This window comes from Tianweitania populi (assembly GCF_014652875.1).
Taxonomy (GTDB): Bacteria; Pseudomonadota; Alphaproteobacteria; order Rhizobiales; family Rhizobiaceae; genus Tianweitania; species Tianweitania populi.
On the sequence record NZ_BMZQ01000002.1, the window covers coordinates 770,512 to 795,426 of the forward strand.

Here is a 24,915-nt window from a genome sequence, read left to right on the forward strand (position 1 = left end):
TTTCAAGCAGCCGATGTCGGTTGTTTCCTAACTGAAGGAACGCAAGCAAATGCACACGACTGCACTGATCCGACCGGCTTGGACGCCGGCGACCATTGCGCTCATGGTAGTCGGCTTCGTGGTCTTTTGGCCTCTCGGCCTGGCCATGCTGGCCTACATCCTGTGGGGCGACCGGCTTGACGGTTTCAAGCGCACGATGAACGGCGAAGGCTGGTTCAAGAACTGCTCGGCCAAGCGGTCGAGTCATTTCGGCGGCGGCTTCAACTCGACCGGCAATGTGGCATTCGACGATTGGCGTTCGGCTGAGCTGACGCGCCTCGAAGAAGAGCGCCGCAAGCTGGACGAAGCACGCGACGAATTCGACGCCTATGTCCGCGAACTGCGCCGCGCCAAGGACCAGGACGAGTTCGACCGTTTCATGAACAACCGCAAGAGCCGTCCGGCTTCGAGCGAAGGTTCGACGGAGATCCGCGATCCGGGCGTCTGATCCCGCCCCGATCAACCAAACCATGGAACGGCGCCTTTCGAGGCGCCGTTTTTTATGCGCCGCGCCTTCTTCATTGTCCGCGAATCGCGCTAGCTCACCGCATGGGTCTTCTTTCCGCCTTTTCCCGTCCGCGCAAACCGGCCATCGCGCCGCCAGTGGATCGTGCGTTCACGGTGGCGGGGCGCACCTTGCCGCTCAAGATCGTTCAGAACCAGCGCTCGACGCGGCTGACGCTGCGCATCGATGTCGGCGGACGCGGGCTTCGGGTCACCACGCCGCCCGGCATCTCCCAGCGCGACGTCGACCGCTTCATCGAGCGCCATACCGGCTGGCTGGAAACGCGGCTGGCGAAGTATCCCGACCGGCCGGCAGTGCGCGCTGGCGTGCGCATCCCCATCCGCGGCGTGCCGCATCTCATCCTGCACGAGACCGGCAAACGCGGCTCTGTTTCGATCGGTGACGTTGATGGCAGCCCGGTTCTGCACGTGCACGGCGATGAGCAGCATCTGCCCCGCCGGATCAGCGACTTCCTGAAGCGCGAAGCCAAGCGCGATATCGAGGCGCTGGTGGCCAAGCATACGGAAACCGTCGGCCGCAAGGCGAAGTCGATCCGCTTCAAGGACACGACGAGCCGTTGGGGCTCCTGCACGGCAGATGGCGGCCTGTCCTTTTCGTGGCGCATCATGATGGCGCCGCCTGCCGTGATCGACTACCTCGTGGCGCATGAGGTCGCGCATCTCAAGGAAATGAACCACGGGCCGCACTTCTGGGCGCTGTGCAAGGCGCTTTGCCCCGAGACCGAGCGCTGCAAGGCCTGGCTGAAGAAGAATGGCGGCGCTTTGCAGGCGATTGCATTTGAATAGACGGGGTCTCGCCGCTATCTCCTTTCCCATGGACATCAAGATCTGCGGGCTCTCGACGCCCGAAACCGTCAATGCCGCGCTGGACGGCGGAGCGAGCCATATCGGCTTCATCTTCTTCACGAAGAGCCCGCGCAATGTGTCGGCCGAGACCGCTGGTGCGTTGCGGCAGGCGGCGCGTGGGCGGGCGCAGGCTGTTGTCGTCACGGTCAACGCGGATGATGACGCGCTGGACGACATCGTGTCTGCCGTCGAGCCGGATGTGTTGCAACTGCATGGCAGCGAAACGCCGGAGCGCGTGTCAGCAGTGAAAGCGCGCTATGGTTTGCCGGTCATGAAGGCGCTGTCGATCTCGACGGCCGACGATCTTGTGCGCGCACAGAGTTTTGCCGGCATTGCCGATCGCCTCCTGTTCGATGCCAAGCCGCCCAAGGGTGCGGAGCTTCCGGGCGGCAATGGCATCACGTTCGATTGGTCGCTGCTCGCAACCCTTGACGGTTCGCTGCCTTACATGCTTTCCGGAGGGCTCAACGCGTCGAATGTCGGCGACGCCTTGGCGCGCGTTCATCCATCCGGACTGGACATCTCGTCGGGTGTCGAGAGCGCGCCGGGCATCAAGGATGTCGCGCTGATCAAAGCTTTCTTTGCAGCCATCCGCAGCGCTCAACAGCGCGCGGCTTGAACTCAATCTTTCAGGAGGACGGCATGAACAAGCCGATCGAGCCGAATTCCTTCCGCACAGGACCAGACGAACAGGGCATGTTCGGCATTTTCGGCGGCCGCTTCGTCGCGGAAACGCTGATGCCGCTGATCCTCGACCTGCAACAGCATTGGGACGAGGCCAAGACCGATCCGGAATTCCAGGCCGAGCTGAAGTCGCTCTCTACCTATTATGCGGGCCGGCCCTCCAAACTGTATTTTGCCGAAGGTTTGACGCGGCATCTCGGCGGCGCCAAGATCTATCTAAAGCGCGAAGACCTGAACCACACCGGCTCGCACAAGATCAACAACTGCCTTGGCCAGATTCTGCTCGCCAAGCGCATGGGCAAGACGCGAATTATCGCCGAAACCGGCGCCGGCCAGCACGGCGTGGCGTCGGCCACCGTTTCGGCGCGCTTCAACCTGCCCTGCGTCGTTTACATGGGCGCCACCGATGTGGAGCGGCAGAAGCCGAACGTGTTCCGCATGAAGCTGCTCGGTGCGCAGGTCAATCCGGTATCGGCCGGCCACGGCACGCTGAAGGACGCCATGAACGAGGCCCTGCGCGATTGGGTCACGAATGTTCATGATACCTATTATCTGATCGGCACCGCCGCCGGCCCGCACCCCTATCCGGAAATGGTGCGCGACTTCCAGGCCGTGATCGGCACGGAAGCGCGTGAGCAGATCCAGGAACAGGAAGGCCGTTTGCCGGATGCGATCATCGCCGCCGTCGGTGGCGGTTCCAACGCGATCGGCCTGTTTCACCCCTTCCTCGATGATCGCGACGTGCGCATCATCGGCGTGGAAGCCGGCGGACGCGGGCTCGACGGCGTCGAGCATTGCGCCTCCATGAGCGCCGGTCAGCCCGGCGTTCTGCATGGCAACCGCACCTATCTCCTGCAGGACAAGGACGGCCAGATCATCGAAGGCCATTCGATCTCGGCTGGCCTCGATTATCCCGGCGTCGGCCCCGAGCACAGCTTCCTGCGCGACACCAAGCGCGTCGAATATATGCCGATCCTCGACGACGAGGCGCTGGAAGCCTTCCAGCTCACCACTCGCGTCGAAGGCATCATCCCGGCGCTGGAATCCGCCCACGCCATTGCCCAGGCCGTGAAGCTCGCGCCCACCATGGGCAAGGACCAGGTCATCATCGTCAACCTGTCCGGCCGCGGCGATAAGGACGTGCATACGGTTGCCGGCATGATGGGCATGGAGATCTGAGGCTTACATTGGCGCGGGTTCATGGCCTGTGCTAGCCTGCGATGCCTGTGTTGAAGGAGTGCGAAATGGGTGAAGTCCCGCTTTCACTGCACATTGAGGCCGAAACCTATCGCCGCCTCGAAGAGGAAGCGCAGCGGCAGGATGTGTCACCTGCACACATCGCCGAGCAGGCGCTCACTTGGTATCTCGAAAGCCGTAAGCATCAGCGCCAGCTCCTAAGCGAGCATGCGGCAGAAGCAAACGCCGTCCTCTCGTAGATGCTCCTGAACGGATAACCATACAGAAATATTGCGCGTCTTCGATGGTCGCGCTAACCCAGCGAGACTTGAGGCTGAAGGAGCCGACGAAACGTGACCGCCTACATCGACAAGCCCATGCGTCATGTCGATGACGGCAACATGACGCTGGATACCTACCGCCCGCGCCGCGCCCGGTTTCAGGAGGTGATGCGGGTCGGCTCGATGTCCATCAAGGTCAACGCGATCTGCGCCGATGGCAAAGCGATCGACGATGGGGTTCTGAACAAGGCGAAAGCCCGTATTATAGACGCCGAGCCGGAGATGATGCGAACGCCGCAACTGGGTGCGGGCTTCGCGATCCTGCATGAAGGTGAGGAAGGGCGCTGGCTGCTGCTTCATTGGTGGCTCGGAGGCGGCATCTGTGCCCGAAAACTTTGGCGCGCCGATCTGGCTCCCGATGCGGAATTCGAAGATGCCCCGCCTCATCTGTTTGCCTGCGTTTGGGAATTGGCGATTATCGATTTCGAGCGATGCGCCTGGACGGAAACAGCGATGTCGCACAAACCCGTTTCGGACTATATCGCGAGACGATTTTCCGGAGAGACTGTATGACCACCCGCATCGACGCCCGCTTCGCCAAGCTGAAGGACGAAGGCCGTCCCGCGCTTGTGACCTATTTCATGGGCGGTGATCCGGATTACGCGACATCGCTCAAGATCATGAAGGCGATGCCAGGGGCGGGCACGGATGTGATCGAGCTCGGCATGCCGTTTTCCGATCCGATGGCCGATGGTCCCGCGATCCAGGCAGCAGGTTTGCGCTCGTTGAAGGGCGGCCAGACGCTCGCCAAGACGGTGCAGATGGTGCGCGACTTCCGGGTGGACGACAATGAAACACCCATCGTGATGATGGGCTATTACAACCCGATCTATATCTACGGCGTTGAGCGCTTTCTCCAGGAGGCCGGCGAAGTCGGTGTCGATGGGTTGATCGTGGTCGATCTGCCGCCGGAAATGGACGAGGAGCTTTGCGTTCCAGCCCTTCGCGCGGGCATTAACTTCATCCGCCTGGCGACGCCCACCACCGACGAGAAGCGCCTGCCGAAGGTGCTCGAGAACACGTCCGGCTTTGTATATTACGTGTCAATGAACGGTATTACCGGGTCGGCGCTCGCCAATACCGGCGATGTGACGGAAGCGGTGAAGCGCATCAAGAGCCATACGGATCTGCCGGTTTGCGTCGGCTTCGGCGTCAAGACGGCCGAGCAGGCGCGGGTGATCGGCGCTTCGGCCGATGGCGTTGTGGTCGGCACGGCGATCGTCAATGCGGTCGCCAATGTGCTTGGACCGGACGGCCAGATGACGGCCGATCCCGCGGATGCCGTTGCCACCCTGATCAGCGGCCTTGCACAAGGAGTGCGGCAGGCGCGCCTTGCCCATGCCGGCTGATCGCCCCATTTTGTTTGCTCAGATAACGGAGAGCCAGCCATGAACTGGATCACCAACTACGTTCGCCCGAAGATCAACTCCATGCTCGGCCGGCGCGACATGCCGGAAAACCTCTGGATCAAGGATCCGGATTCCGGCGAGATGATCTTCCACAAGGACCTGGAAGAAAATCAGTTCGTGGTGCCGTCGTCGGGCCACCACATGAAGATCAAGGGCAAGGAGCGCCTGCGCTTCCTGTTCGATGAAGGCCATTACGACACCCTGGAGAACCCCAAGGTCGCCGTGGATCCGCTGCGTTTCCGCGACGAGAAGCGCTACATCGACCGCCTCAAGGAAAACCGTGCCAAGACCGGCATGGAAGACACGATCATCAATGCCACCGGTGAGATCGATGGCCTGCCGATCGCAGTCACCGTTCAGGATTTCTCCTTCATGGGCGGATCGCTTGGCATGGCCGCGGGCGACGCGATCATTCGCGGCTTTGAAAACGCGGTCGAGAAGAAGCTGCCGCTGGTGCTGTTTGCGGCGTCCGGCGGGGCGCGCATGCAGGAAGGCATCCTGTCCCTGATGCAGCTGGCGCGCACCACGGTGGCCGTGGACCGGCTGAAGGAAGCCGGCCTGCCTTACATCGTCGTGCTGACCAACCCGACAACCGGCGGTGTGACCGCTTCCTATGCTATGCTGGGTGACATCCATATTGCCGAACCCGGCGCCTTGATCGGCTTTGCCGGACCACGGGTGATCGAGCAGACCATTCGCGAAAAGCTGCCAGAGGGGTTCCAGCGCGCGGAATACCTGATGGAACACGGCATGGTGGACATGGTGGTGTCGCGCCTCGAACTGAAGGCGACGCTTGCCCGCCTGCTGCGGCTTTTAATGAAGCAGCCGCCGGGTGCGCTAATCGACCCTGAAGCCTTGCCGCCAGTGGCGAGCGACGAAGCGCCTGTTCCGGCGCACGCTTGACGATCAGACCGGCTTCCGCATGAGCGCCGCCACACAGGAAAGTCAGGCTGCCCGCGCGATCGAGCGGCTGATGACGCTTCATCCCAAGGGCTTCGACCTGTCCTTGGACCGGGTCACGCGCCTGCTCGAGCGGCTCGGCAATCCGCAGGATCATGTGCCGCCGGTGATCCATATCGCCGGCACCAATGGCAAGGGCTCCTGCGCGGCCTTTTCGCGCGCGCTTCTGGAAGCGGATGGGCGGATCGTGCACGTGCATACGTCCCCGCATCTCGTGAACTGGCATGAGCGCTATCGTCTAGGCGCGCCCGGCGGCGGCAGGCTGGTCGATGACGATGTGCTGACCGACGCGATCAACCGCGTTGCGGACGCCAACAATGGCGAAACGATCACCGTCTTCGAGATCCTGACGGCGGTGATGTTCGTGCTGTTTTCCGAGCATCCCGCCGACGTCGCGATCGTCGAAGTGGGATTGGGCGGGCGGTTCGACGCCACCAACGTGATCAAGCGCCCGGCGACCAGCGTGATCATGCCGGTGTCGCTCGACCATGAAGCCTATCTCGGAGACCGGGCCGAGCTGATCGCGGCGGAAAAGGCCGGTATCATCAAGCGGGGCGCGCCGGTGGTGATCGGTGCGCAGGAAAGCGAAGCCGCGCGCGAGGTGCTGGAATCGACCGCCGAGCGGCTTGGTGCACCGGCCGCCATCTATGGTCAGGACTTCTTTGCTTTCGAGGAAAACGGCCGGATGATCTATCAGGACGACACCGGCCTGATGGATCTGACCCGACCAAAACTGCCGGGCCGCCACCAATACGCCAATGCCGCCGCAGCCATTGCCGCCGTGCGGGCTGCCGGTTTCAACGTGACGCCCGACATCGCTGACCGCGCGCTGGAAGCTGTTTCTTGGCCCGGCCGCATGCAGAAGCTGACAACAGGCAGGCTGGTGGAACTCGCACCGGTTGGGGCCGAAATCTGGCTCGACGGCGGGCATAATCCCGGTGCCGGCGCGGTGATCGCGGAAGCCCTGGCGGATCAGGAAGACCGCAACCCGCGTCCGTTGTTCCTGATTGCCGGTATGATCAACACCAAGGATCAAACCAACTATTTCCGAGCGTTCAAGGGCATGGTGCGCCATGTCTTCACCGTGCCCGTCGCTTCGAGCGAAGCCGGCGTGCCGAATGACGAGCTGGCGGTACGCGCGGAAGAAGCCGGCTTGTCGGCCGAGCCGATCGCATCGGTGGGCAATGCGCTCAGCCTGTTGCGCGAAACCTGGGACGACACGGAAGTGGCGCCGCGCATCCTGATCGGCGGATCGCTTTACCTTGCCGGTCAGGTGCTGGCGGAAAACGGCACGCCGCCAGCTTGAGCTCTTCTAGGGGGCGTCAGACTTTGCGGACTGTCGCCGTTTCAGACTCAGGTGGAACACCTACCACCTTCTGGCGGTGGAAGATGAACAGGCCAGCTATGATGATGACGGCCGAGCCGATCAGAATCTGGCTGTCGGGCACATCGCCGAAGAAGATCCAGCCCATCATAATCGCCCAAAGCAGCAATGTATATTGCAAAGGCGCCAGCAGGGCCGCGGACGCGAGCTTGAGCGAGCGCGTCATCATCATGTGTGCAATGCAGGACACAACGCCGAGCATCAGCAGCGCGTAGAGGTTCGGCAGGTCGGGCATTTTCCACGCTCCTATCGACAGAACAGCGCCGATCAACAACGAGCCTATAAACTGCCAGGTGACGAGTACACTGTCGGATGTGGTCCGCAAGAGCCGGCTAAGGATCAACGTCAAGGCGAGCGACAGGCTACCGAGCAGCCCGAAGAGTGAGGGCCAGGTCAAGGACGCACTCGATGGGCGAAGCACGATGATCACGCCGATGAAGCCCACAAAAATCGCGCACCAGCGCCTCCATCCAACCCGCTCGCCAAGCAGAAAATGCGACAGCGCGGCGACATAGATCGGCCCGGCCATGTAGAAAGTCATGACGTCGGCCAGCGGCAGATAAGCGACGGCGGCGTAGAAGAACCCGGTGTCGGCCGCAGCAAAAATAACGCGCAGGACCTGGAGCATCGGCCGCTCGGGATAAAGCAGCGCGGACATGCCGCCGCGACGCGTCATCAGGGGGCCGAGAACAATGAAGGCGCCGATCGAACGCACCAGCAGGATCTGGCCGACGGAAAAGCTCGCCACCAGCCATTTGCCCATGGCGTCGTTGAGCGAGAACATGAACAGGCCGACCAGCATGATGATCACGCCGGCTGCTGCCGTGTTCGATGAAGTCAGCCGCCTGCTCAACGCGCTCATGGTCGTTTCCTCATGAAAAAAGCCCGGCTTGTTTGCCGGGCTTTCGCATAGTCTGATAGAAAATGTCAGACGTTGCCGTTGATCCAGGACGACAAAGCAGTCTTGGGCGCGGCGCCGACCTTCATGTCGGCCACTTCGCCGGCCTTGAACATCATGAGCGTGGGGATCGAGCGGACGCCGAACTGGGCGGCCAGTTCCGGGTTCTCGTCGATGTTGAGCTTGGCGATCTTCACCTTGCCGCCCATCTCCTGCGAAATCTCTTCCAGCGCGGGCGCAATCATCTTGCACGGGCCGCACCATTCCGCCCAGAAGTCGACAACGACCGGCTCGTTGGACTGGAGCACGTCGGCATCGAAATTGTTCTTGTCGACCTTGACGGTAGCCATTGCGAAAGTCCTTCAGATGTTGATGGGCCCGCTCAAAGGGGAGGATGCAGCGAGCCGTTCGGGCGAGATGTGGGCCTTTGGGTTAACGGCGTCAAGCGTGTTGCGTTGATGCTCTGTTCAATCCCGCCAATGCTGCATTCAGGCGCTCGGCCGGCAGCGCAATTAGGCGCGGCGCTTCGGTGAAAAGCAGTGCGGCTTCGATTCGACGACCGGGATAGAGATCAGCGAGAAGGGCTCGGTAAAGCGCGAGCTGCAGGATGTAGGTGTCGGGGACGGCGTCGAGATCAGCAGGCGGTGGGCGGTTGGTCTTGTAATCGAGGATCAGCACGCCTTCGCCTGTGACGGCTAGCCGGTCGATCGTTCCGGCAATGGCACGCGGCGTGCCGCCGAGGTCCAGCGTGCCCATGACGGAGACTTCCGCGCGCGAGCCCGGAGCAAACAGGCAGCCGAAGCGCTCGTCGTCCAGCACGGCGAAGACGGAACGCAATGCGGCTTCCCGTTCGTTCGGCTGCCATGCCGCACCGATGCGGTTCAGGTAGCGCTCCGCTGCAGCAGGGCGCTCCTCCGGCTGCATGTCCGGCAGGATCTGAAGCAGACGGTGGATGGCGTTGCCGCGCGCGATGGCGAAGGAGGGTTCGAGCTGCTGATCGAGCACAGGCGAGCGCGGCGTCGGCGCATCCGCTGCCGTCGTTTCGATCAACGCCGCAGCCCGCGACGGTGCCAGCGGCCTCGGCAGTCGCGGGGCGGAGGGAGCCTTGCCACGCAGGAAGGCGGGGAAGGCCGGCGGCTGGATCGCGGCGGCTTGTGTGGCTTCCTTCAACAGGACGGGCTGCTTCGTCACCTGATAATGCAGCACGGAGCCGCGATCGTCCGGCAAGGCGGTTACGGTCGTTTCCGGCTGATCTTCCAGCCCTTCGCGCACCATGGTGAGCCAGGTCGGGTTGGTCGGGCCGCGCTTGCCATGATAGCCGCAGACAATGAGCTGGTCCTCGGCGCGCGTCATGCCGACATAAAGCAGGCGGCGATATTCGTCCTCGGCCTTGTCCTTCAGTTGCGCTTCGATCGCGGCGGCAACGCTGTTGTTCAGGTCCTTGCCGGCGCGCCACAGAAAGCGTTTGCGGCGGGCGCGATCCGGCGTCTCGTAAGCCAGCAGGCGCGGCAGATGGCTGGCGATGAAGGGCTCGCCGCCGCTGTCCACCAGAAACACGATCGGTGCTTCCAGGCCCTTGGCGGCATGCACCGTCATGATGCGGATCTCGTTGCGCGTTTGGTCCATCTCGCGCTTGATGTCCGGGCCGGACTGGTCGAGCAGCGACAAGACACTTTCGAGATCGGGCGGCCCGGCGCGCTCGGCGCCCAGCAGGAAGTTCAGGAACTCGTCCAGGATTTCGCCGGCTTCATGGCCCAACCGCGAGATCATCTTTTGCCGGATTCCATCACGACCCAGTACGGCGGCATAGAACTCGAAGGCCGGTTTGAAGCCGGCTTCGTTGCGCCAGGTGGTGAGCTGGTCGAGCACGGATTTCAGGATCAGGTCGTCGCCGGCCGCTCGCCGTAGACTTTGGTAGAGCGACACGCCGTCCGGACGGCCATGCGAGAGCGCGAACAACGTTTCCTCGTCCAGCCCCAAGATCGGGCTTTTCAGCAGAGCGGCGAGAGACAGGTCGTCTTCCGGCTGTAGCACGACGCGGCCGAGCGCCACCAGATCCTGCACCGCGATGTGGCCGGGCAGGCTGAGACGATCGGCGCCCGCTACATCGATCCGGCGATTCTTCAGCGCGCGCGACAGCGCGTGAATGAAGCTGTCGCGCTTGCGCACCAGCACCATGACGTCGCCGGGGCGGATCGGGCGGCCCTTGCCGGGCAGGATCGTGTTGTTTTTCAGCCAGCCATCGACACGGGTCGCGATCTGTTCGGCCACCTGAACGGCGGGTGCGGAGGCATGGTCGATGGCGATCGTCCAGTCGTCCGGTTCCTCGACGCTGGTCGCGCCGACGAAGGGCCAGGCTTCCACCGAACCGGGCTCGATCCGGATCGCCTTGTGCTCGAAGGCCACGCCATCCTGCGTCAGCCCGCGCCGGCGCTCAGCCGTCGAGAAAACGAGATCGACGGCGGACAGAACGTCCCAGGTCGAGCGGAAGGAGCGTTGCAGCTTTACGGTTTCGAAGCGCTTTTCGGCCCCTTCGACATGCGTCTTGAACGCACGCCGATTGAGATCGAAGCTTTCCGGCTCCGCGCCCTGGAAGGAGTAGATCGACTGCTTCTCGTCGCCCACGGCGAAGATGGTGCGTTCGGCCTCTGCCCGCGCCCCTTCGCCGACGAAGAACTCGCCGGACAAAGCGCGGATTACCTCCCACTGTTGCGGGCTCGTATCCTGCGCCTCGTCCACCAGAATGTGGTCGATGCCCTGATCCAGCCGATAGCGCACCCAGGGACCGGCGTCCGAGCGGGCAAGCAGCGCGATGGTGCGGCGGATCAGGTCCTCGAAATCAAGGAAGCCGCCGGCATGTTTGAGGCGCGAATAGTTGCCGATCAGGCGGTCGGCAATGGTGAGCGCGGCCTGTGTCGCCCTGAGCATCTCCAGGAGCGCGATGCGGTCGCGGCAGGCGACCAGCGCTTCGGCTAGCCGAGTGAATTCCTCGGCGAAGTCGGGGAAGAGCGCGACCACCTCTTTCGCCGCGATCTGGCCGGGCTTGCGCGGCTCGCCAGATGCAGTGAGGAAAAGCTTGGAAAGCAGCACGAAACAGTCAGATGGCTCAGCCTTGCAGACCGCGCTCAGACCGGCAGCGAAATCCGCCGCGCGGACCTTATTCGCCGCACATTGGGCGACCGTCTCGGCCAGAGCGGCATCGAAGTAAGCGTCGGGCCACAAGGCTTCGCTCAGCGTCTCGGCCGTCTCATCCGTACCGAAACCATGCTCGGCCAGGAGGTCGCCGACATCCAGATCGGTGATCGCGGCTTGCAGGTCATCGCGCTTGGCGACGATCTCGTCCAGCAGCCGGTCGAGCCCGCTCTCGCCGCCGCGCTGGAGAACGGTCGCAAAGGCATCGGCCAGATCCGGTTCGTTGCGGGTGCCGAGCAGCAGTTCGCGCCGCGCCTGCGCCAGGAGTGCGGTGGCCGCCTGACCTTCCAGCAGCTCGAAATGGCCGGCGATGTTGGCTTCCAGCGGAAACTGATGCAGCAGCGCTTCGCAGAAGGCGTGGATGGTCTGGATCTTCAGCCCGCCCGGCGTTTCCAGCGCCTGCGCAAACAGCCGCCGCGCCCGCCTGACCGTACCGGCATTGGCGCTGCCTTCGATAGCGGCGATTTCCTTGGCGAGCGACGCATCATCCAGCATCGTCCAGCGACCGAGATCGCGGAAAATGCGGTTCGCCATATTGGCGGCGGCGGCCTTGGTGTAGGTCAGGCAAAGGATGCGCGAGGGATCGGTGCCGGACAAAAGCAGCCGCACCACGCGCTGCGACAGCACATGCGTCTTGCCCGAACCGGCATGGGCCGACACCCAAACGGAGATACCGGGGTCGGACGCCAGCTTCTGGTCGCGCAGCGTGTCTTCGGGAACGATGAAGCGCGCGCTCATTCCTCGCCCCCCTCGCCGCTTTCCGCACCCGCCGACCATTCGAGCACGCGCGCGAGATGGTCGTAATCGCCTGACGTTTCGGTTTCGCGGAAGGGCAGCGCACGGGACAGGTAGCCGCTGTGGGGATCGGCATAATGCTTGATGAGCGTTTCCAGCCGCGCCCAGGCGTCTTCCGCCAGATCGGCGGCGCTGCGCAGGGAGGCGTTGGCGCCCTTGATTTCCAGGATCGACTCCGGCTCCACCGCGCCGTTCGGCTTAAGGCGGATGTAAGCGAGTTCGGCGGGCTCGGCCTTGTCCAGATCGGCAAAGGCGCCGCGCCGCAGAAGAGCGGCTTCCAGCGCAAGCTGCGGCGCGACTAGCATATGCGCCTGCCGCTTGGAGGGCGAAGAACCGGTCTTGTAGTCGAGAATATCGGCCATGCCGCCGGGCAGCAGGTCAATGCGGTCGGCGCGTCCGCCGAGTGTCACGCTGGTGCTGCCGACCGTGGTGCCGCCTGCTACCAGCTCGGAATGGCGCGTGGGGTGCTTTTCGGCCTGCTCCTGTTCCCAGGCGATGATGTTGACGGCCATCGCCTCGAAGCGCGGCCACCAGACGACGCGGAGATCATCCGGCAGCGCCGCTTCGTCGAACGCTGCGTTGCCGATCCCGATCAGTCGGTCGAGCGCGTCAGGTGCGTGCGGATCGATCCTGGCTGCCGTAAAACCGTGCAGGATGTCGTGGAAGAGATTGCCGCGCTCGGCCACGCTCGGGTCGCGCAGCACTTCATCGAGCGGCTGAAGTTTCAGCACGCGCTTGGCATAGATCGCGTAAGGATCGCGACGCAGCGTTTCGATCTCGGTGACGGAAAAGTGCTTCGGGCGCGCAGGAAGGGGCGGCTTCGGATTGGGGCGGGGCGCGAAGGGCACGTCCTGTCGCTCGTCCAGCTTCTGCGCCCAGCCAAGCAGGATGCGTCCGCGCGCGCGCGCGGTTTCCGCGACCTCTTCGCCAAGGAAAGTCGTCAGCCGTTGCAGCCAGCGCGAGGGCACGGCGGGCGCGTCGCCGGAGCGGGCGGCACGCGACAGGATCACCCGCTCGCCGCCCAGCGCCATCATGAAATCATGCGCTGCCTGGCCGATGCGCCGTTCCGGCGGTTCCAGTGACAGGCCGCTCTTCATGCCGCGCGACAGGAAGCGATCCGGCTCGGCGCGACGCGGCCAGGTGCCTTCGTTAAGCCCGCCGACCACCAGAAGGTCGACCGTTTGCAGCCGTGCTTCGAGCGCGCCCCAGATCGCAATGCGGCCATCGCCGGCAATCGACGGCTTAACCGCTTCCGGCGCGATCAGCGCATCCAACACGCCCGGCCACTCGCCGGCCAAGATTTCGTAGCCGGCTTGTGTGCCGATCAGCGCGCGCAGGAAATCGGCGATGCCTGCTCCGGCGTCGCCTGCATAAAGCTCGGTCAGCGAGCCGTCGGCGGAGCGGCCGAGCGCTTCCAGCACCTCGACGGAGATCCGCGCCGCCGTCTCCGTGGCGAAGCGGCCGCCTTCGCGCAGCGCCACCAGCGGCACCAATGCTTGTTCGAGCGCGACCAAGACGCTGCGGGCGGCCTCGAGCTTGGCACCGTCGATGCGCGGCAGCCAGAAGGGTTTGCGCTCAGACGCACCGAGGTCGGAGAAACGGTCTTCGAACAGGGTGGCGAGCGTCGCGATGTCCGGTCGGCCAGTGCCGCCGCGCAACGCGACCAGCTCGATCATCTCTGCCGCGCGCCGCACGGTGGTGCGTTCCAGCCCGAGCGACAGCAACGGGTGTTTCAGCAGAGACAGGATCGCGACGGGATCGCCAGGCGAAAACACCGCGCGCACAGCCTGCAACAGAAGCGTTGCGGGTGGCGTCTTGAACAGGGGCGTACCGCCGGAGTCATCGGCCGTGATGCCGAAGCGGCGCAGTTCCGCGCTCACCCGGCGTGCCAAAATGCGGTCGCCGGTGACCAACGCGGCTGTCTGGCCGGGCTCCTCGATGGCCTGGCGCAGCGCGATCGCGATTGCCAGCGCCTCGTCGCGCTCGGTGGGCGCATCCAGCAGGGTGACGCCGGCGAAGGCGGCATCGAGATCGCTCTGGCTATAGGCGCTGCGGTGCTCGGCCCAGGCATCGGTCGTGTCGGCCGGGCGCAGCGCTTCGGACAGGGCCGCGAGACGCAGCGTGCGGTGAGCCGGCGCATCGGCGATCGCTTCGACATCACCGCGCAGCACGCGCAGGTGCGCGATCAGCTTGCGCAGCTGGTATTGCGGATGGCCGTAGACGCTGGGGTCTTCAGCCGATCGGCCGATCGCGTTCCACGCCGCATTGTCCAGGCTCTGGTCGAGGCCGGGAAGCACGATCGCTCCGTTCGGTAAGCGCGCGATGACACTTAGAAGCTCGGCGGTTGCGGGGATCGAACCGGTGGATCCGGCGACGATCACCGGACCGGCGGGCGGATTGCGTTGCAGGCGGGCGGCCTCAGTGCGGATCAGGGCGTTGCGATGGGCGGCGGGATTGCTGCGGCCCAGTTCAGCCAGCATCGCCGGCCATTGCTCGGAAACGATCGACAAAAAGGCCAGCGTCACCTGCCACCAGTTGGCGAGGCCTTCCGGCACGAGGTCGCCGAGCTTCGACCAGTCGGCGCCTTCCGTTTCGATCTCGTCCATAAGGTCGGTGAGATCGCGCGCCAGCCACAGCGCATCGGCGGACGAGGCCGGCACCACGACGTCCTCGCCGTACAACGCGGCAAGGTGGCCGGGCAGGCGCTCGATCCAGCGGCGCACAAGCGGAGCGAGATGCAGCAGGCGGTCGAGCGCGGCGACCGGCGGATCAAGATCGACAGTGGAATGATCCGCGCTTTCGAAAAGGACGCGGTCTTCCTCGAACTCGCCAAGCGGGCGGATGGTGGGCAGGATCGAGGCGCGGCCCTCGCCCATTTCCACGAACAGGCTGCGCAATTCGCGCGCGGCACGGCGGGTCGGCACGAAGATCGTGGTGGCGGACAGCGCCAGCGGATCATCGCCGCGCCAGTTCGCCTCCTCGTGGAAGCGCCCGCTGCGGACAGCTTCAACCAGCGTGGGCAGAAACGGCAGGCCGGCGGGAATGTTGAAGACGCGCGGCCCGGCGGCGCGCGGCGTCATTGCGCCTGCTGCCGCCATGCAGCAACGGTGGCTTCGGCGGGAGCGATCGCGTCCGGCGTGCCGACGGTGATCCAGCGCCCGCGCATGACCATGCCATGAAGGCGGCCGTCAGTGATGGCGCGGTCGAAATAGGCGTTGAGCGAATGCGGGGTGGCTTCCGCGCCGGCGAAGATGCGGGGGTGGACGATGCCGGCGCCGGCATAAACGAGGCCGGCCGGATCCTTGGCGCGTGCTAGTTGCCCTTCCCCATCGATGAGGAAATCGGTCGAACCAGAATGGCCGGTTACATCATCCATGGAAGCCAACATCAGCAGGATATCCATCCGCGCTTCGTCCCACAGCCCAGCCAGACGGGACAGGCTTGAGGGCTGTTGGTCCAGCCAAAACGTGTCGGCATTGAGGATATAGAAGGGCTTTTCCCCAAGCTGCGGCAGCGCGTTGACGATGCCGCCGGCGGAATCCAGCAGTTCGGTGCGTTCGTCGGAGATCGTGATGCGCGGCGATTGGCGCGAGGCCACATGCGCCTCGATCAGGTCGGCAAGATAATGCACGTTGACGACGGCCCGCTCGACGCCCTCGGCCTGCAGCGCGTTCAGCCCCCAATCGAGCAGCGTCTTGCCGGCCACCGGCACCAACGGCTTGGGGATCGTGTCGGTAATCGGCCGCATACGCTTGCCGAGACCGGCGGCGAGCACCATGGCCGTGCGGGGTGTTTCACCTTGCATCGGCAGGTGCCAGAATGCCGTTGTCCTCGACGAAGCGGCGGACGGGATCAAGCGCGGGATGCGCAATCGCGCGCGCGAAATAGCTGCGGATGCGCGGCAGGTGCTTGAGATAGACCGGCTTGCTGTCGCGCTCGTTCAACCGCACGAAAATGCCGAGGATTTTGGCGTTGCGTTGCGCGGCCATGATCGCATAGGCACGCTCGAAGCCTTCCACGTCGAAGGTGCCTTGAGCCTTTCGCGCGGCGACGTAGGCAGCCTTGGTCCATGCTTCCAGCGCCGGATCGATGTCGACTCGGGCGTCCATGGCGAGCGAGGCGACGTCGTAGGCAGATGGGCCGATCAAGGCGTCCTGGAAGTCGATCACGCCGATGCGGTTCAAGCCGCTTTCTTCAGGGCGCCAGATCAGGTTCGGGGAATGGTAATCGCGGATCACGAGATGCTTTTCGGCCGTGTCCAGCTGGTCGCAGACTTGGTTCCAGGCGGCGCCATAGGCAGCGCGCAGAGTGTCCGAAGCCGGCTTGCCGGTGAAATAAGGCAGATACCAGTCGCTCAACAGCTCGGCTTCGATCGTGAGGGCATCGCGATCATAGGCGGGCACGACGTAGGTGCCGCCGCCGACCGGCAGCGTGGCAGGGAACGGCTGAGCATGGAAGGCGGCGAGCACCTCGGCGGCGAGGTGGTAGCGCTCGGCGACCGGCTTACCATCATCGAGAAAATTGCCGTGGCCGAGATGCTCGATCAACAGCAGGCCCTGGTCGAGATCCTCCGCATGGATCGCCGGCGCGGCCAGGCCACGCTGCCGCAAGGCATTGCCGATCGCCACGAAAGGCGTGACGCTTTCGGCGAGATGGGCGATCTGGCTGTAGGGCTTGTTGTTGCGGATCGGCGGACCGTCCGGGCGCTTCGGCGCGTCCATCAGGATGCGGATCGGCGTGTCGGGCTGCGTGATCGTTTCGTAAGCGCGGGTTGACGCATCACCGAACATGAAAATGCGGTCGGCTTCCCCTTGCCCTGCTTCCGCGAGAAAGTCGCGAATGGCGAGAGAGCGCTGGATGCGCGCCAACGTGAAAGCAGGTCCGTCGAACGTAATCCGGCGGCCCTTACCGGATGGCTCGATCGTAACGGCCACAGGATTGCCCGGCAGATTGCCCTCCGCACGCTCCGGCCATTCCACCAGCACCACACCACGTTCGGCCGCTTCATCAAGGCCGAGTTCGTCGAGTTCATCAGGCGAGCCAATGCGGTAAAGATCGGCATGGAGAACGGGCAGCCGCGCTTGGTACTCCTGCACCAGCGTGAAGGTCGGGCTCGGCACATCAAGGTCGGGATTACCAGCCAATGCACAGATCATCGCCCGTGCCAATGTCGACTTGCCCGCGCCAAGATCGCCCGACAGCGCCAGCACGTCGCCGGCTTTCAGCGCCAACGCGAGATCGGCGCCCAGCCTGCTCATCGCGGTTTCGCCATCCACCTGCAAGGTGATGTTTTCAGAGGTCACTCGGCCGCCTCGCGCATGCGGGCCGGGCGGCTGGGAAAACGGCAGATCACGGTGGTGCCGCGGTCGCGGCCGGTTTCAATGTCGATCACGCCGCCATGCAGCTCGACGAAGCTCTTCACGATGGAAAGGCCAAGGCCGGCGCCGCGTCGGCGGCCGCCATTGGCACGCGGTTCGAAACGGCGAAAGACGGTGTCCAGCACATCGTCCGGCATGCCGGGGCCGTCGTCATGCACGCTGAACACCACGCTGTCGGCTTCTTCGACACAGGCCAGCGTCACGGTCGAGCCTTCCGGCGCGAAGTTGCCGGCATTGCTCAGGAGATTGACCAGAATCTGTTTGATGCGGTGCTCGTCGGCCAAAAGCGTGCGTGGCGCATGCGTGAGGTCGGCGCGCAGCGCGATCGCATGTTCCTTGAGCCGATCCTCCACCAGCTCCACCGCCGCCTGCACCGTTTCGGCAACCGGCACTTCCGCGATGTCGAGTGCGACCATGCCGGCATCCACCGTCGCGAGGTCGAGGATATCGTTGACGATGGTAAGCAGCACCGAGGACGACGAGCCAATATGGTCTAGGTAATCGCGCTGCTTTTCGTTCAACGGTCCGGTGGTCGGCTGTGTCAGGAGTTCGGTGAAGCCGATGATATTGGTAAGTGGCGACCGCAACTCGTAAGAGACGTGCTGCACGAAGTCGTTTTTCAGCTGCTCGGAGCGAAGGAGGGCCTCGTTCTTGTCGGTCAGCGCACGCTCGATATTGGCGCTGTCGGTGACATCGACGAAGGTAATCATCGACTGACCATTCGGCAGATGGATCAGCGCATGGCGCAGGATCGTGCCGGACAGAAGCTCGACCTGTCCCTGGCGATCGCGGCGCTCCTCGTCGAAGCCGGTCACGGACGCGACGAAGTCGTTCCAGGGATTGTCTGAGGTGCGGGCGTCAGCCGCTTCGCGCAGCACCGCGATATGTGTGCCGGGGGCGGCGAGATCGGTGGGGAGAGCCCAAAGCTGATGAAAGGCGGGATTGGACAGGCGCACGCGCCCGTCAGGGCCGAACACCGCGACGCCTTCCGCTAGATTGTCGAGCGTTTCGCCCTGCACGCGCACGGCCGTGCGGTAGCGGCTTTCGAGATCGATCTGTTCGGTGAGGTTTTCGAACACCCAGGTTGCGCCGCCGCGCGGCTGCGGATTGCCGACGACGCGCAGCGTGCGGCCATCCGGCAGATACCACTGGTCGGCGATCGGCTCGACGGCGCGGTAGGCCGAAAGCACGTTTTCCTTCCAGCGGCGCCATTCCGGCTGTTCGGCGAGCTTGCGCTCAGAGCGCAGCCGGTCGAGCATCAAGGCGTGGTCCGGCGCGCTTTCCAGGAAGCCGAGATCGAGATCCCACAGCCGCTGGAAGGCCTGGTTGAAGAAGCGCAGTTTCTGATCGGCGTCGAAGATCGCGATCGCCGTGTTGATCTGGTCGAGCGTGTCGGAATGGCTTTTCACCGTGCGCTCGTGCTCAGCGCGCATGGCCTCGATCTCGCTGACGTCGCAGGCGATGCCGGCCGAACCCTGCGGTGTCGCAGCGTCGGTCACGGCCACCATGCGGCGGTCGCCACCGATCACGGTGGAGACGGTCTGCTGGAAGGCGCGGCCTTGCGCGACTTCCGCCGCAATCGCCGAGCGCACCGGTGTACCGAGCAGTTCGCGACTTTCGCGCACGGCGGTGGCAGCATCTGAGGCGTCGACTGCTTTGGCGTAGGCGCGGTTCACCCACTGCATGCGGCCGCCCGCATCGCGCAGCCAGAACGGCAGGTTGAGCGTATCGAGCAAGGTCAAGAGGGCTGTGCGCTCACCTTCCAGACGCTGGTGCTCCAGCCGAAGGGCGGCATGGGAACGCTGCGCCTGGGTGAGCGAGGTAAAGCGCAGCAGCGCCAGGCTCGGCGAGCGGCGCCCCTGAACGTCCAGCAGCGCGCCGTTCTGCGTTTCCACCGCGAGATCGAATGGCGTCGCGTGATCGCGCAAACCGGACACGGCATGATCGAGTGCTGCGGCGGAGCGTGGCGTCAGCCAGCGGCCGAACGCCAGAAAGGCGGCGCGTTCTTCCGGCGCGCCGGCCTCAGTCGGCAGGCCGCCGACCAGATCCGGACGCTTGCCTTCGGTGTCCCACACCACGATGCGCTGGTCGCGCATGTTGAGCAGCGCATCGGCGCGCTGGGCCTGGGTGCCGAGCTCGGCGACACGAGTGCGCAACTCGACATTTTCGGCAGCCGTGCGGCCGCGCTCGCGGATCAGCCAAACGGCGGAAATCATGGCGGCAAACAGAATGCCGCAAAAGGTGGCGAACTGGATGACTTCCGGCGTGCTCATTGAAAAGCCGGGGCTTTGCGCCAAAGCAGGCGTGGCTGCGAGAAGCGCGACAGAAGCGGATCCCGTTGCAAGCACCGTTAAACGGCGGCCTGCACGCAACAAGCCGGCAAGCGCTTTGCCGCACTTGGAATCGAGCATCCCCGCTTGAAGCGGGTCGTTGGATGGCATGTCTTGTAACCCTCTCGCCGCCTGCCAAGACCGCCTGGCTGCGATACCGGGTGGGCTCTAAGCCCCGCGCCCCAGCGTCCGATATCGCGAATCATGACACTGTACAGACATCACGATTCTGCGGGAAGAATCCCGCCGCGAAAAAGTGAGGCGCGGCGAAAAGTCAATCGCCGCGCCTCAATATCTTGTGGTTATTAACTGAGTTATCAGTAGCGGTAGTGTTCGGCCTTATACGGTCCCTGTGGCGTCACGCCGATATAAGCGGCCTGTTCGTCCGAGAGCGTCGTGAGCTTTGCGCCGAGCTTGTCCAAGTGCAGACGGGCGACCTTCTCGTCCAAGTGCTTGGGCAGCGTGTAAACTTCGTTGCGGTAGTCCGACCCCTTCGTCCAAAGCTCGATCTGCGCCAGCACCTGGTTGGTGAAGGATGCCGACATCACGAAGGATGGATGACCGGTCGCGTTGCCGAGATTGAGCAAACGGCCTTCCGACAGGAGGATCAGCCGCTTGCCATCGGGGAATTCGACCATGTCGACCTGCGGCTTCACATTGGTCCATTTCAGGTAGCGCAGCGCTGCGACCTGGATCTCGTTGTCGAAGTGGCCGATATTGCCGACGATCGTCATGTCCTTCATCAGGCGCATGTGGTCGAGGGTGATGACGTCCTTGTTGCCGGTTGTAGTGATCACGATGTCGGCGGTCGGTGCGGCATCTTCCAGCGTGACGACTTCATAGCCGTCCATCGCGGCTTGCAAGGCGCAGATCGGATCGACTTCCGTGACCTTTACGCGGGCACCGGCGCCGCGCAGCGACGCGGACGAGCCTTTGCCGACATCGCCATAGCCGCAGACAACCGCGACTTTGCCGGCCATCATCACGTCGGTGCCGCGACGAATCCCATCCACCAGCGACTCCTTGCAGCCATACTTGTTGTCGAACTTCGACTTGGTAACGCTGTCATTGACGTTGATGGCCGGGAACGGCAGGAGGCCGCGCTTCTGCAGCTGGTAGAGCCGGTTCACGCCCGTCGTGGTTTCCTCGCTGACGCCCTTCAGGGCGTCGCGCGTGCGGGTGAAGAAGCCAGGCGATGACGCCATGCGGGTCTTGATCTGCGCGAAGAGGATTTCCTCTTCTTCGTTGCCCGGATTGGACAGCACGTCCTCGCCGGCCTCGGCCCGCGCGCCGATCAGGATATACATCGTAGCGTCGCCGCCATCGTCGAGGATGAGGTTGCTCGGCTGGCCATCCGGCCACTGGAAGATCTGGTCAGTGTAGCGCCAGTAGTCCCCGAGCGTTTCGCCCTTGATCGCGAAAACCGGCGTGCCGGTCGCGGCGATCGCGGCAGCCGCATGATCCTGCGTGGAGAAGATGTTGCAGGAGGCCCAGCGCACTTCGGCGCCAACGGCCTGCAGCGTTTCGATCAGCACCGCGGTTTGCACCGTCATATGGAGCGAACCGGAAATGCGCGCGCCCTTCAACGGCTTGGAGGTGCCGAACTCTTCGCGCGTGGCCATCAGGCCGGGCATCTCGGTTTCGGCTATGTCGAGTTCCTTGCGGCCCCAGTCCGCGAGGTTGATGTCGGCAATAATATAATCGGTGGTCATGAAGCTTCCTTCCGGAGGGCAGCAGCGCGCGAGACGAGGGATCTGCCCGCGCAAAAAGATGCCGCTGTCCTATCAGAGGAAGTACCGTTCGACAACATACACATAAAGACGTCTTTATGTCGTTATGAAGCTTAGTGCTCCTCGCCGAAGCGGTCGGCGATCAGTGCTTCAAGCGCAGCGATCACTTCCGCCGCATCGTCGCCCTTGGCGCTGACACGGATTGAGCAACCGGGGCTGGCTGCCAGCATCATCAGGCCCATGATGGAGGTGCCGCCGACGCTCACTCCGTCCTTTTCCACCCGCACATCCGCATTGAAGCTGCCGGCAACCTGCACGAATTTGGCGGAAGCGCGGGCATGCAGGCCACGCTGGTTGACGATGGTGAGTTCTCTGGAAAGCGCGGCGTTCTGGGTTGGGCTCATTTACAGGTCAGCAGCTGGCTGGCGACGTTGATGTATTTGCGGCCGGCCATCTGGGCGTAATCCAGAGCCTGCTGCATGGAATGGGTGACGCGCACGCTGGTGAGCTTGATCAGCATCGGCAGGTTGGTTCCGGCAATCACTTCCACCCGTCCCGTTTCCATCACGGAAATAGCGAGGTTGGAGGGCGTGCCGCCGAACATGTCGGTCAGGATGATCACACCCTTGCCAGTATCGACCTCGGCCACCGCATCCACGATGTCTTGCCGCCGCTGTTCCATATTGTCGTCCGCACCGATGCACACAGTCATGAACTGTGTTTGCGCGCCGACGACATGTTCGACGGCTAAGCGGAATTCTTCGGCCAGGCGACCGTGCGTCACCAGCACGAGTCCGATCATTCTTGAGCGACTCCCGTCAGATCCGCCTGATAGTGGATGGCGGCCGCGCCTTCGCAGGTGCGGGACGGCCATCTTGTCGAGCCCGATCCCGTTGACAAGCCATTATCTGCGCTTTGCATGGTCACAATGCCGCAGTTTGCGCCTCAGACCGGTAAATTTCCAGGCAAAACTTTGTCACCGAGGATTTTGAGCAACGGCGTAACGGCGGTTTCCGTGCTGCGCTGCGGCAGGTTCAGCAAAGGCAGGGTCACCTGCTCGAGCTCGACAGTGCGCCCTTCCACCATCCGCTCGATGGTTTCCGCCGCCACTAGATCGACCACCCAATCCACTTGAGCCCTTCCTTCAAAGACCATTGGCATGGGACCAAGCGGCGGCAGTTCCGCCAGGCCGGCAAGCGGCTGCGGCACCCATCCGATCAGCCTTCCATGATGGTGTTCGAGATAGACCTGGTCGTCCGCCACCAGGCGCGCGAAGACGCCAAGTTGTCGGCCAGCCGCAATGAGCGCCAAGGCGAGCGTGCTTTTGCCGGCGCCCGACGCGCCGCGGATCAGGACACCCTTGTCGCCGACAACAACCAGAGTGCCATGATGATTGGCGGCCACCCTGCTGATCAGCTTTCAGCCGGCAGGCTGACCACGAAGCGCGCGCCTTGGTAATCGTCGGGCTCGGGCCCAATGATGTTCTCCGCGCTCAGCGTGCCGCCATGCGCTTCCACAATCTGCCGGCTGATCGACAGGCCCAGCCCGGAATTCTGACCGAAGGCTTCGCTCGACGGGCGGTCGGTGTAAAAGCGCTCGAAGATGCGCTCGATATCTTCCACCCGGATGCCCGGCCCATTGTCCGACACGGTGATCACGAAGCGCTTGTTCTGTCGCGCAAGATTGATGTCGATCGCCCCGCCCTCATCCGGCACGAAGGATCGCGCATTCTCGATCAGGTTGGTCAGCACCTGGCCCAGGCGCAGGTCATGGCCGATCACATGGTAGGCCTTCACACCCTGCGGCAGCTTCTCGGCCGTAAAGCTGATCGCCACCGGCTTCTTGTGCCGTCCAGGCTCGGCCGAGATCGCGACGATGTCGGTAATCAGTTTCTTCAGATCGACCTTGGCCGCATCGTCGCGCGCCAGTTCGGCATCAAGGCGCGAGGCATCGGAAATGTCAGTGATCAGGCGGTCGAGGCGCCGCACGTCGTGCTGGATCACCTCCATCAGGCGATCACGCGCTTCCGGCTTCTTGGCGAGCGGCAGCGTTTCGACTGCGCTGCGCAAGCTCGTTAGCGGGTTCTTCAGCTCATGCGCGACATCGGCCGCGAAACTCTCGATCGCCTCAATGCGGGCATAAAGGGCGTTGGTCATGTCGCGCACGGCAATCGACAGGTTGCCGATCTCGTCGCCGCGATCGGAAAAATCCGGAATTTCTTCGCGCGTCGAAGAGCCCCGGCGCACGCGCACGGCGGCGGCAGCCAAACGGCGCAACGGCTGGGCGATGGTGGATGCGAGCAGCATCGACAGGATGGCGACGACAAGTGCTGCCACGCCGAACACGCGGTAGATCGCCTTGCGCTCTTCAGCGACGATCTTGTCGATATCGCCGCCCTGCGTCGACAGCATCAGCACGCCAAGCACAGCGCGAAAACGCTGCACGGGCACGGCGACCGAGACAACCAGTTCGCCCTGCTCGCCGGAACGCACGGTGGTGGACGGACCTCCGTTCAAGGCGTTCATGACTTCCGGAAAGGCCGTGCCGCTGCCGCCGGGCGCTTCCTTGTAAACGGGAAGATCGGTGCGGCGGAAAAAGCTGATCACATAATCTTCCGCCTGTTCGAACCAGTTCGACTCTTCGGTGACCGGCGGAAGGTTGTAGCGCAGGATCTGGCCGCGCGAATAAAGCCGGCTGGAATCCAAAAGCAGATTGGCGTCGCGATCATAGATGCGCGCCCGCGTTTTCGTTGGCGAGATCAGGCGCCGCAGCAGCGGTGCAACGCGCTCGGGATTGATCGGGAAGTCCAGGCTGTCGAGCTGGTCGGCGCCCGGTGCCACGCTTTCACCAGCCTGCAACTCCAGCAGCGCTTCCGGATCGATGCTGATGGAATCCGTGTCGACCGTTGCCGAGGCTGCCACGGCGCTGGCGATGATCTCGCCCTGCGTCATCAGGCTTTCGACCTTGGCGTCGATCAGCCCGTCGCGGAACTGGTTGAGATAGGAGATGCCGACAACCAGCACGCCGAGGGCTGCCAGGTTCAGGATCAGGATGCGGCGCGTGAGGCTAGAAAAGACGTAATGGCCGAGGAAGCGCTGCAGGGTGCGGTTGAAGCGGCTCCAACCGATGCGCAAGCGCCGGCGCGATTGGCGCAGCGGGGCGCCAACCGTTTTGACGAAACCGGTATTCGGCTCGTCCAGTTGCGTCATTGCGGATCCCCGCTCTGAA

21 protein-coding genes are annotated in these 24,915 nt (G+C 63.7%); 9 read left to right on the forward strand and 12 right to left on the reverse strand.

Going from position 1 to position 24,915, the window contains the following annotated elements:
* The first annotated feature begins 49 nt into the window (after nt 1-49).
* The 9 genes from IE166_RS12980 to IE166_RS13020 all read left to right on the forward strand — a co-directional run bounded on the left by IE166_RS12980 (nt 50) and on the right by IE166_RS13020 (nt 7,286).
* Nucleotides 50-487 (forward strand): DUF2852 domain-containing protein, encoded by a 438-nt coding sequence (locus IE166_RS12980; protein WP_189504474.1) that lies wholly within the window; start codon nt 50-52, stop codon nt 485-487.
* Between the two features lie 101 nt (nt 488-588).
* Nucleotides 589-1,350 carry a M48 family metallopeptidase gene (locus tag IE166_RS12985; RefSeq protein ID WP_189504476.1) on the forward strand — a complete coding sequence of 254 codons (762 nt, stop codon included), beginning with the start codon at nt 589-591 and terminating at the stop codon, nt 1,348-1,350.
* A gap of 28 nt (nt 1,351-1,378) precedes the next feature.
* Nucleotides 1,379-2,029 carry a phosphoribosylanthranilate isomerase gene (locus IE166_RS12990; RefSeq protein ID WP_189504478.1) on the forward strand — a complete coding sequence of 217 codons (651 nt, stop codon included), beginning with the start codon at nt 1,379-1,381 and terminating at the stop codon, nt 2,027-2,029.
* A gap of 23 nt (nt 2,030-2,052) precedes the next feature.
* Nucleotides 2,053-3,273, forward strand: coding sequence for a tryptophan synthase subunit beta (trpB, locus tag IE166_RS12995; protein WP_189504480.1), 1,221 nt, complete (start codon nt 2,053-2,055; stop codon nt 3,271-3,273).
* Nucleotides 3,274-3,338: 65 nt separating this feature from the next.
* On the forward strand, nt 3,339-3,530 hold the full coding sequence (locus tag IE166_RS13000) for a ribbon-helix-helix domain-containing protein (protein WP_189504482.1): 192 nt from the start codon (nt 3,339-3,341) through the stop codon (nt 3,528-3,530).
* A gap of 93 nt (nt 3,531-3,623) precedes the next feature.
* A complete protein-coding gene (locus IE166_RS20685; protein ID WP_244641460.1) occupies nt 3,624-4,124 on the forward strand; it encodes a hypothetical protein in 501 nt (166 codons plus the stop codon).
* A complete protein-coding gene (gene trpA / locus IE166_RS13010) occupies nt 4,121-4,960 on the forward strand; it encodes a tryptophan synthase subunit alpha (protein ID WP_189504484.1) in 840 nt (279 codons plus the stop codon). Before IE166_RS20685 ends, trpA begins: the two co-directional genes overlap by 4 nt.
* Before the next feature lie 39 nt (nt 4,961-4,999).
* Nucleotides 5,000-5,923 carry an acetyl-CoA carboxylase, carboxyltransferase subunit beta gene (accD, locus tag IE166_RS13015; RefSeq protein ID WP_189504486.1) on the forward strand — a complete coding sequence of 308 codons (924 nt, stop codon included), beginning with the start codon at nt 5,000-5,002 and terminating at the stop codon, nt 5,921-5,923.
* 19 nt (nt 5,924-5,942) lie between these two features.
* Nucleotides 5,943-7,286, forward strand: a complete 1,344-nt coding sequence (locus IE166_RS13020) for a bifunctional folylpolyglutamate synthase/dihydrofolate synthase (RefSeq protein WP_189504488.1) — start codon at nt 5,943-5,945, stop codon at nt 7,284-7,286.
* 16 nt (nt 7,287-7,302) lie between these two features.
* On the opposite strand, the gene IE166_RS13025 is transcribed toward IE166_RS13020, so the two are convergent.
* The 12 genes from IE166_RS13025 to IE166_RS13080 all read right to left on the reverse strand — a co-directional run bounded on the left by IE166_RS13025 (nt 7,303) and on the right by IE166_RS13080 (nt 24,896).
* Nucleotides 7,303-8,226, reverse strand: coding sequence for a DMT family transporter (locus IE166_RS13025; protein WP_189504490.1), 924 nt, complete (start codon nt 8,224-8,226; stop codon nt 7,303-7,305).
* Between the two features lie 65 nt (nt 8,227-8,291).
* A complete protein-coding gene (trxA, locus tag IE166_RS13030; RefSeq protein WP_189504492.1) occupies nt 8,292-8,612 on the reverse strand; it encodes a thioredoxin in 321 nt (106 codons plus the stop codon).
* A gap of 91 nt (nt 8,613-8,703) precedes the next feature.
* Nucleotides 8,704-12,192 (reverse strand): double-strand break repair helicase AddA, encoded by a 3,489-nt coding sequence (gene addA, locus IE166_RS13035; protein ID WP_189504494.1) that lies wholly within the window; start codon nt 12,190-12,192, stop codon nt 8,704-8,706.
* Nucleotides 12,189-15,329, reverse strand: coding sequence for a double-strand break repair protein AddB (gene addB, locus IE166_RS13040; protein WP_189504495.1), 3,141 nt, complete (start codon nt 15,327-15,329; stop codon nt 12,189-12,191). Before addB ends, addA begins: the two co-directional genes overlap by 4 nt.
* Nucleotides 15,326-16,054, reverse strand: coding sequence for a nucleotidyltransferase family protein (locus IE166_RS13045; protein WP_244641461.1), 729 nt, complete (start codon nt 16,052-16,054; stop codon nt 15,326-15,328). The genes addB and IE166_RS13045 overlap by 4 nt, the downstream gene beginning before the upstream one ends.
* Nucleotides 16,044-17,507 carry a tRNA (adenosine(37)-N6)-threonylcarbamoyltransferase complex ATPase subunit type 1 TsaE gene (gene tsaE / locus IE166_RS13050; RefSeq protein WP_189505948.1) on the reverse strand — a complete coding sequence of 488 codons (1,464 nt, stop codon included), beginning with the start codon at nt 17,505-17,507 and terminating at the stop codon, nt 16,044-16,046. The genes IE166_RS13045 and tsaE overlap by 11 nt, the downstream gene beginning before the upstream one ends.
* A 41-nt stretch (nt 17,508-17,548) precedes the next feature.
* Nucleotides 17,549-20,068 carry a PAS domain-containing sensor histidine kinase gene (locus tag IE166_RS13055; RefSeq protein WP_189504497.1) on the reverse strand — a complete coding sequence of 840 codons (2,520 nt, stop codon included), beginning with the start codon at nt 20,066-20,068 and terminating at the stop codon, nt 17,549-17,551.
* Between the two features lie 206 nt (nt 20,069-20,274).
* Nucleotides 20,275-21,669, reverse strand: a complete 1,395-nt coding sequence (ahcY, locus tag IE166_RS13060) for an adenosylhomocysteinase (RefSeq protein WP_189504499.1) — start codon at nt 21,667-21,669, stop codon at nt 20,275-20,277.
* 131 nt (nt 21,670-21,800) lie between these two features.
* Complete coding sequence (locus IE166_RS13065; protein ID WP_189504501.1) at nt 21,801-22,091, reverse strand: HPr family phosphocarrier protein; 291 nt, start codon at nt 22,089-22,091, stop codon at nt 21,801-21,803.
* Nucleotides 22,088-22,489: a PTS sugar transporter subunit IIA gene (locus tag IE166_RS13070; protein WP_189504503.1), complete on the reverse strand. Its 402-nt coding sequence runs from the start codon at nt 22,487-22,489 to the stop codon at nt 22,088-22,090. Before IE166_RS13070 ends, IE166_RS13065 begins: the two co-directional genes overlap by 4 nt.
* 143 nt (nt 22,490-22,632) lie before the next feature.
* A complete protein-coding gene (locus tag IE166_RS13075) occupies nt 22,633-23,091 on the reverse strand; it encodes an HPr kinase/phosphorylase (RefSeq protein ID WP_189504505.1) in 459 nt (152 codons plus the stop codon).
* Between the two features lie 8 nt (nt 23,092-23,099).
* On the reverse strand, nt 23,100-24,896 hold the full coding sequence (locus IE166_RS13080) for a sensor histidine kinase (RefSeq protein ID WP_189504507.1): 1,797 nt from the start codon (nt 24,894-24,896) through the stop codon (nt 23,100-23,102).
* Nucleotides 24,897-24,915 lie beyond the last annotated feature (19 nt).

Excerpts from the sequence above, each read along its gene's own strand:
- trpB (WP_189504480.1), top strand. The coding sequence starts at position 2,053 with ATGAACAAGCCGATCGAGCCGAATTCCTTCCGCACAGGACCAGACGAA.
- IE166_RS13020 (WP_189504488.1), top strand. The coding sequence starts at position 5,943 with ATGAGCGCCGCCACACAGGAAAGTCAGGCTGCCCGCGCGATCGAGCGG.
- IE166_RS13025 (WP_189504490.1), bottom strand. The coding sequence starts at position 8,226 with ATGAGCGCGTTGAGCAGGCGGCTGACTTCATCGAACACGGCAGCAGCC.
- IE166_RS12985 (WP_189504476.1), top strand. The coding sequence starts at position 589 with ATGGGTCTTCTTTCCGCCTTTTCCCGTCCGCGCAAACCGGCCATCGCG.
- IE166_RS13065 (WP_189504501.1), bottom strand. The coding sequence starts at position 22,091 with ATGAGCCCAACCCAGAACGCCGCGCTTTCCAGAGAACTCACCATCGTC.
- addB (WP_189504495.1), bottom strand. The coding sequence starts at position 15,329 with ATGACGCCGCGCGCCGCCGGGCCGCGCGTCTTCAACATTCCCGCCGGC.
- ahcY (WP_189504499.1), bottom strand. The coding sequence starts at position 21,669 with ATGACCACCGATTATATTATTGCCGACATCAACCTCGCGGACTGGGGC.
- IE166_RS13080 (WP_189504507.1), bottom strand. The coding sequence starts at position 24,896 with ATGACGCAACTGGACGAGCCGAATACCGGTTTCGTCAAAACGGTTGGC.
- IE166_RS13055 (WP_189504497.1), bottom strand. The coding sequence starts at position 20,068 with ATGCCATCCAACGACCCGCTTCAAGCGGGGATGCTCGATTCCAAGTGC.
- IE166_RS12990 (WP_189504478.1), top strand. The coding sequence starts at position 1,379 with ATGGACATCAAGATCTGCGGGCTCTCGACGCCCGAAACCGTCAATGCC.
- IE166_RS13070 (WP_189504503.1), bottom strand. The coding sequence starts at position 22,489 with ATGATCGGACTCGTGCTGGTGACGCACGGTCGCCTGGCCGAAGAATTC.
- addA (WP_189504494.1), bottom strand. The coding sequence starts at position 12,192 with ATGAGCGCGCGCTTCATCGTTCCCGAAGACACGCTGCGCGACCAGAAG.
- trpA (WP_189504484.1), top strand. The coding sequence starts at position 4,121 with ATGACCACCCGCATCGACGCCCGCTTCGCCAAGCTGAAGGACGAAGGC.
- IE166_RS13045 (WP_244641461.1), bottom strand. The coding sequence starts at position 16,054 with ATGCAAGGTGAAACACCCCGCACGGCCATGGTGCTCGCCGCCGGTCTC.
- IE166_RS12980 (WP_189504474.1), top strand. The coding sequence starts at position 50 with ATGCACACGACTGCACTGATCCGACCGGCTTGGACGCCGGCGACCATT.
- trxA (WP_189504492.1), bottom strand. The coding sequence starts at position 8,612 with ATGGCTACCGTCAAGGTCGACAAGAACAATTTCGATGCCGACGTGCTC.
- tsaE (WP_189505948.1), bottom strand. The coding sequence starts at position 17,507 with ATGAGCAGGCTGGGCGCCGATCTCGCGTTGGCGCTGAAAGCCGGCGAC.
- accD (WP_189504486.1), top strand. The coding sequence starts at position 5,000 with ATGAACTGGATCACCAACTACGTTCGCCCGAAGATCAACTCCATGCTC.
- IE166_RS13000 (WP_189504482.1), top strand. The coding sequence starts at position 3,339 with ATGGGTGAAGTCCCGCTTTCACTGCACATTGAGGCCGAAACCTATCGC.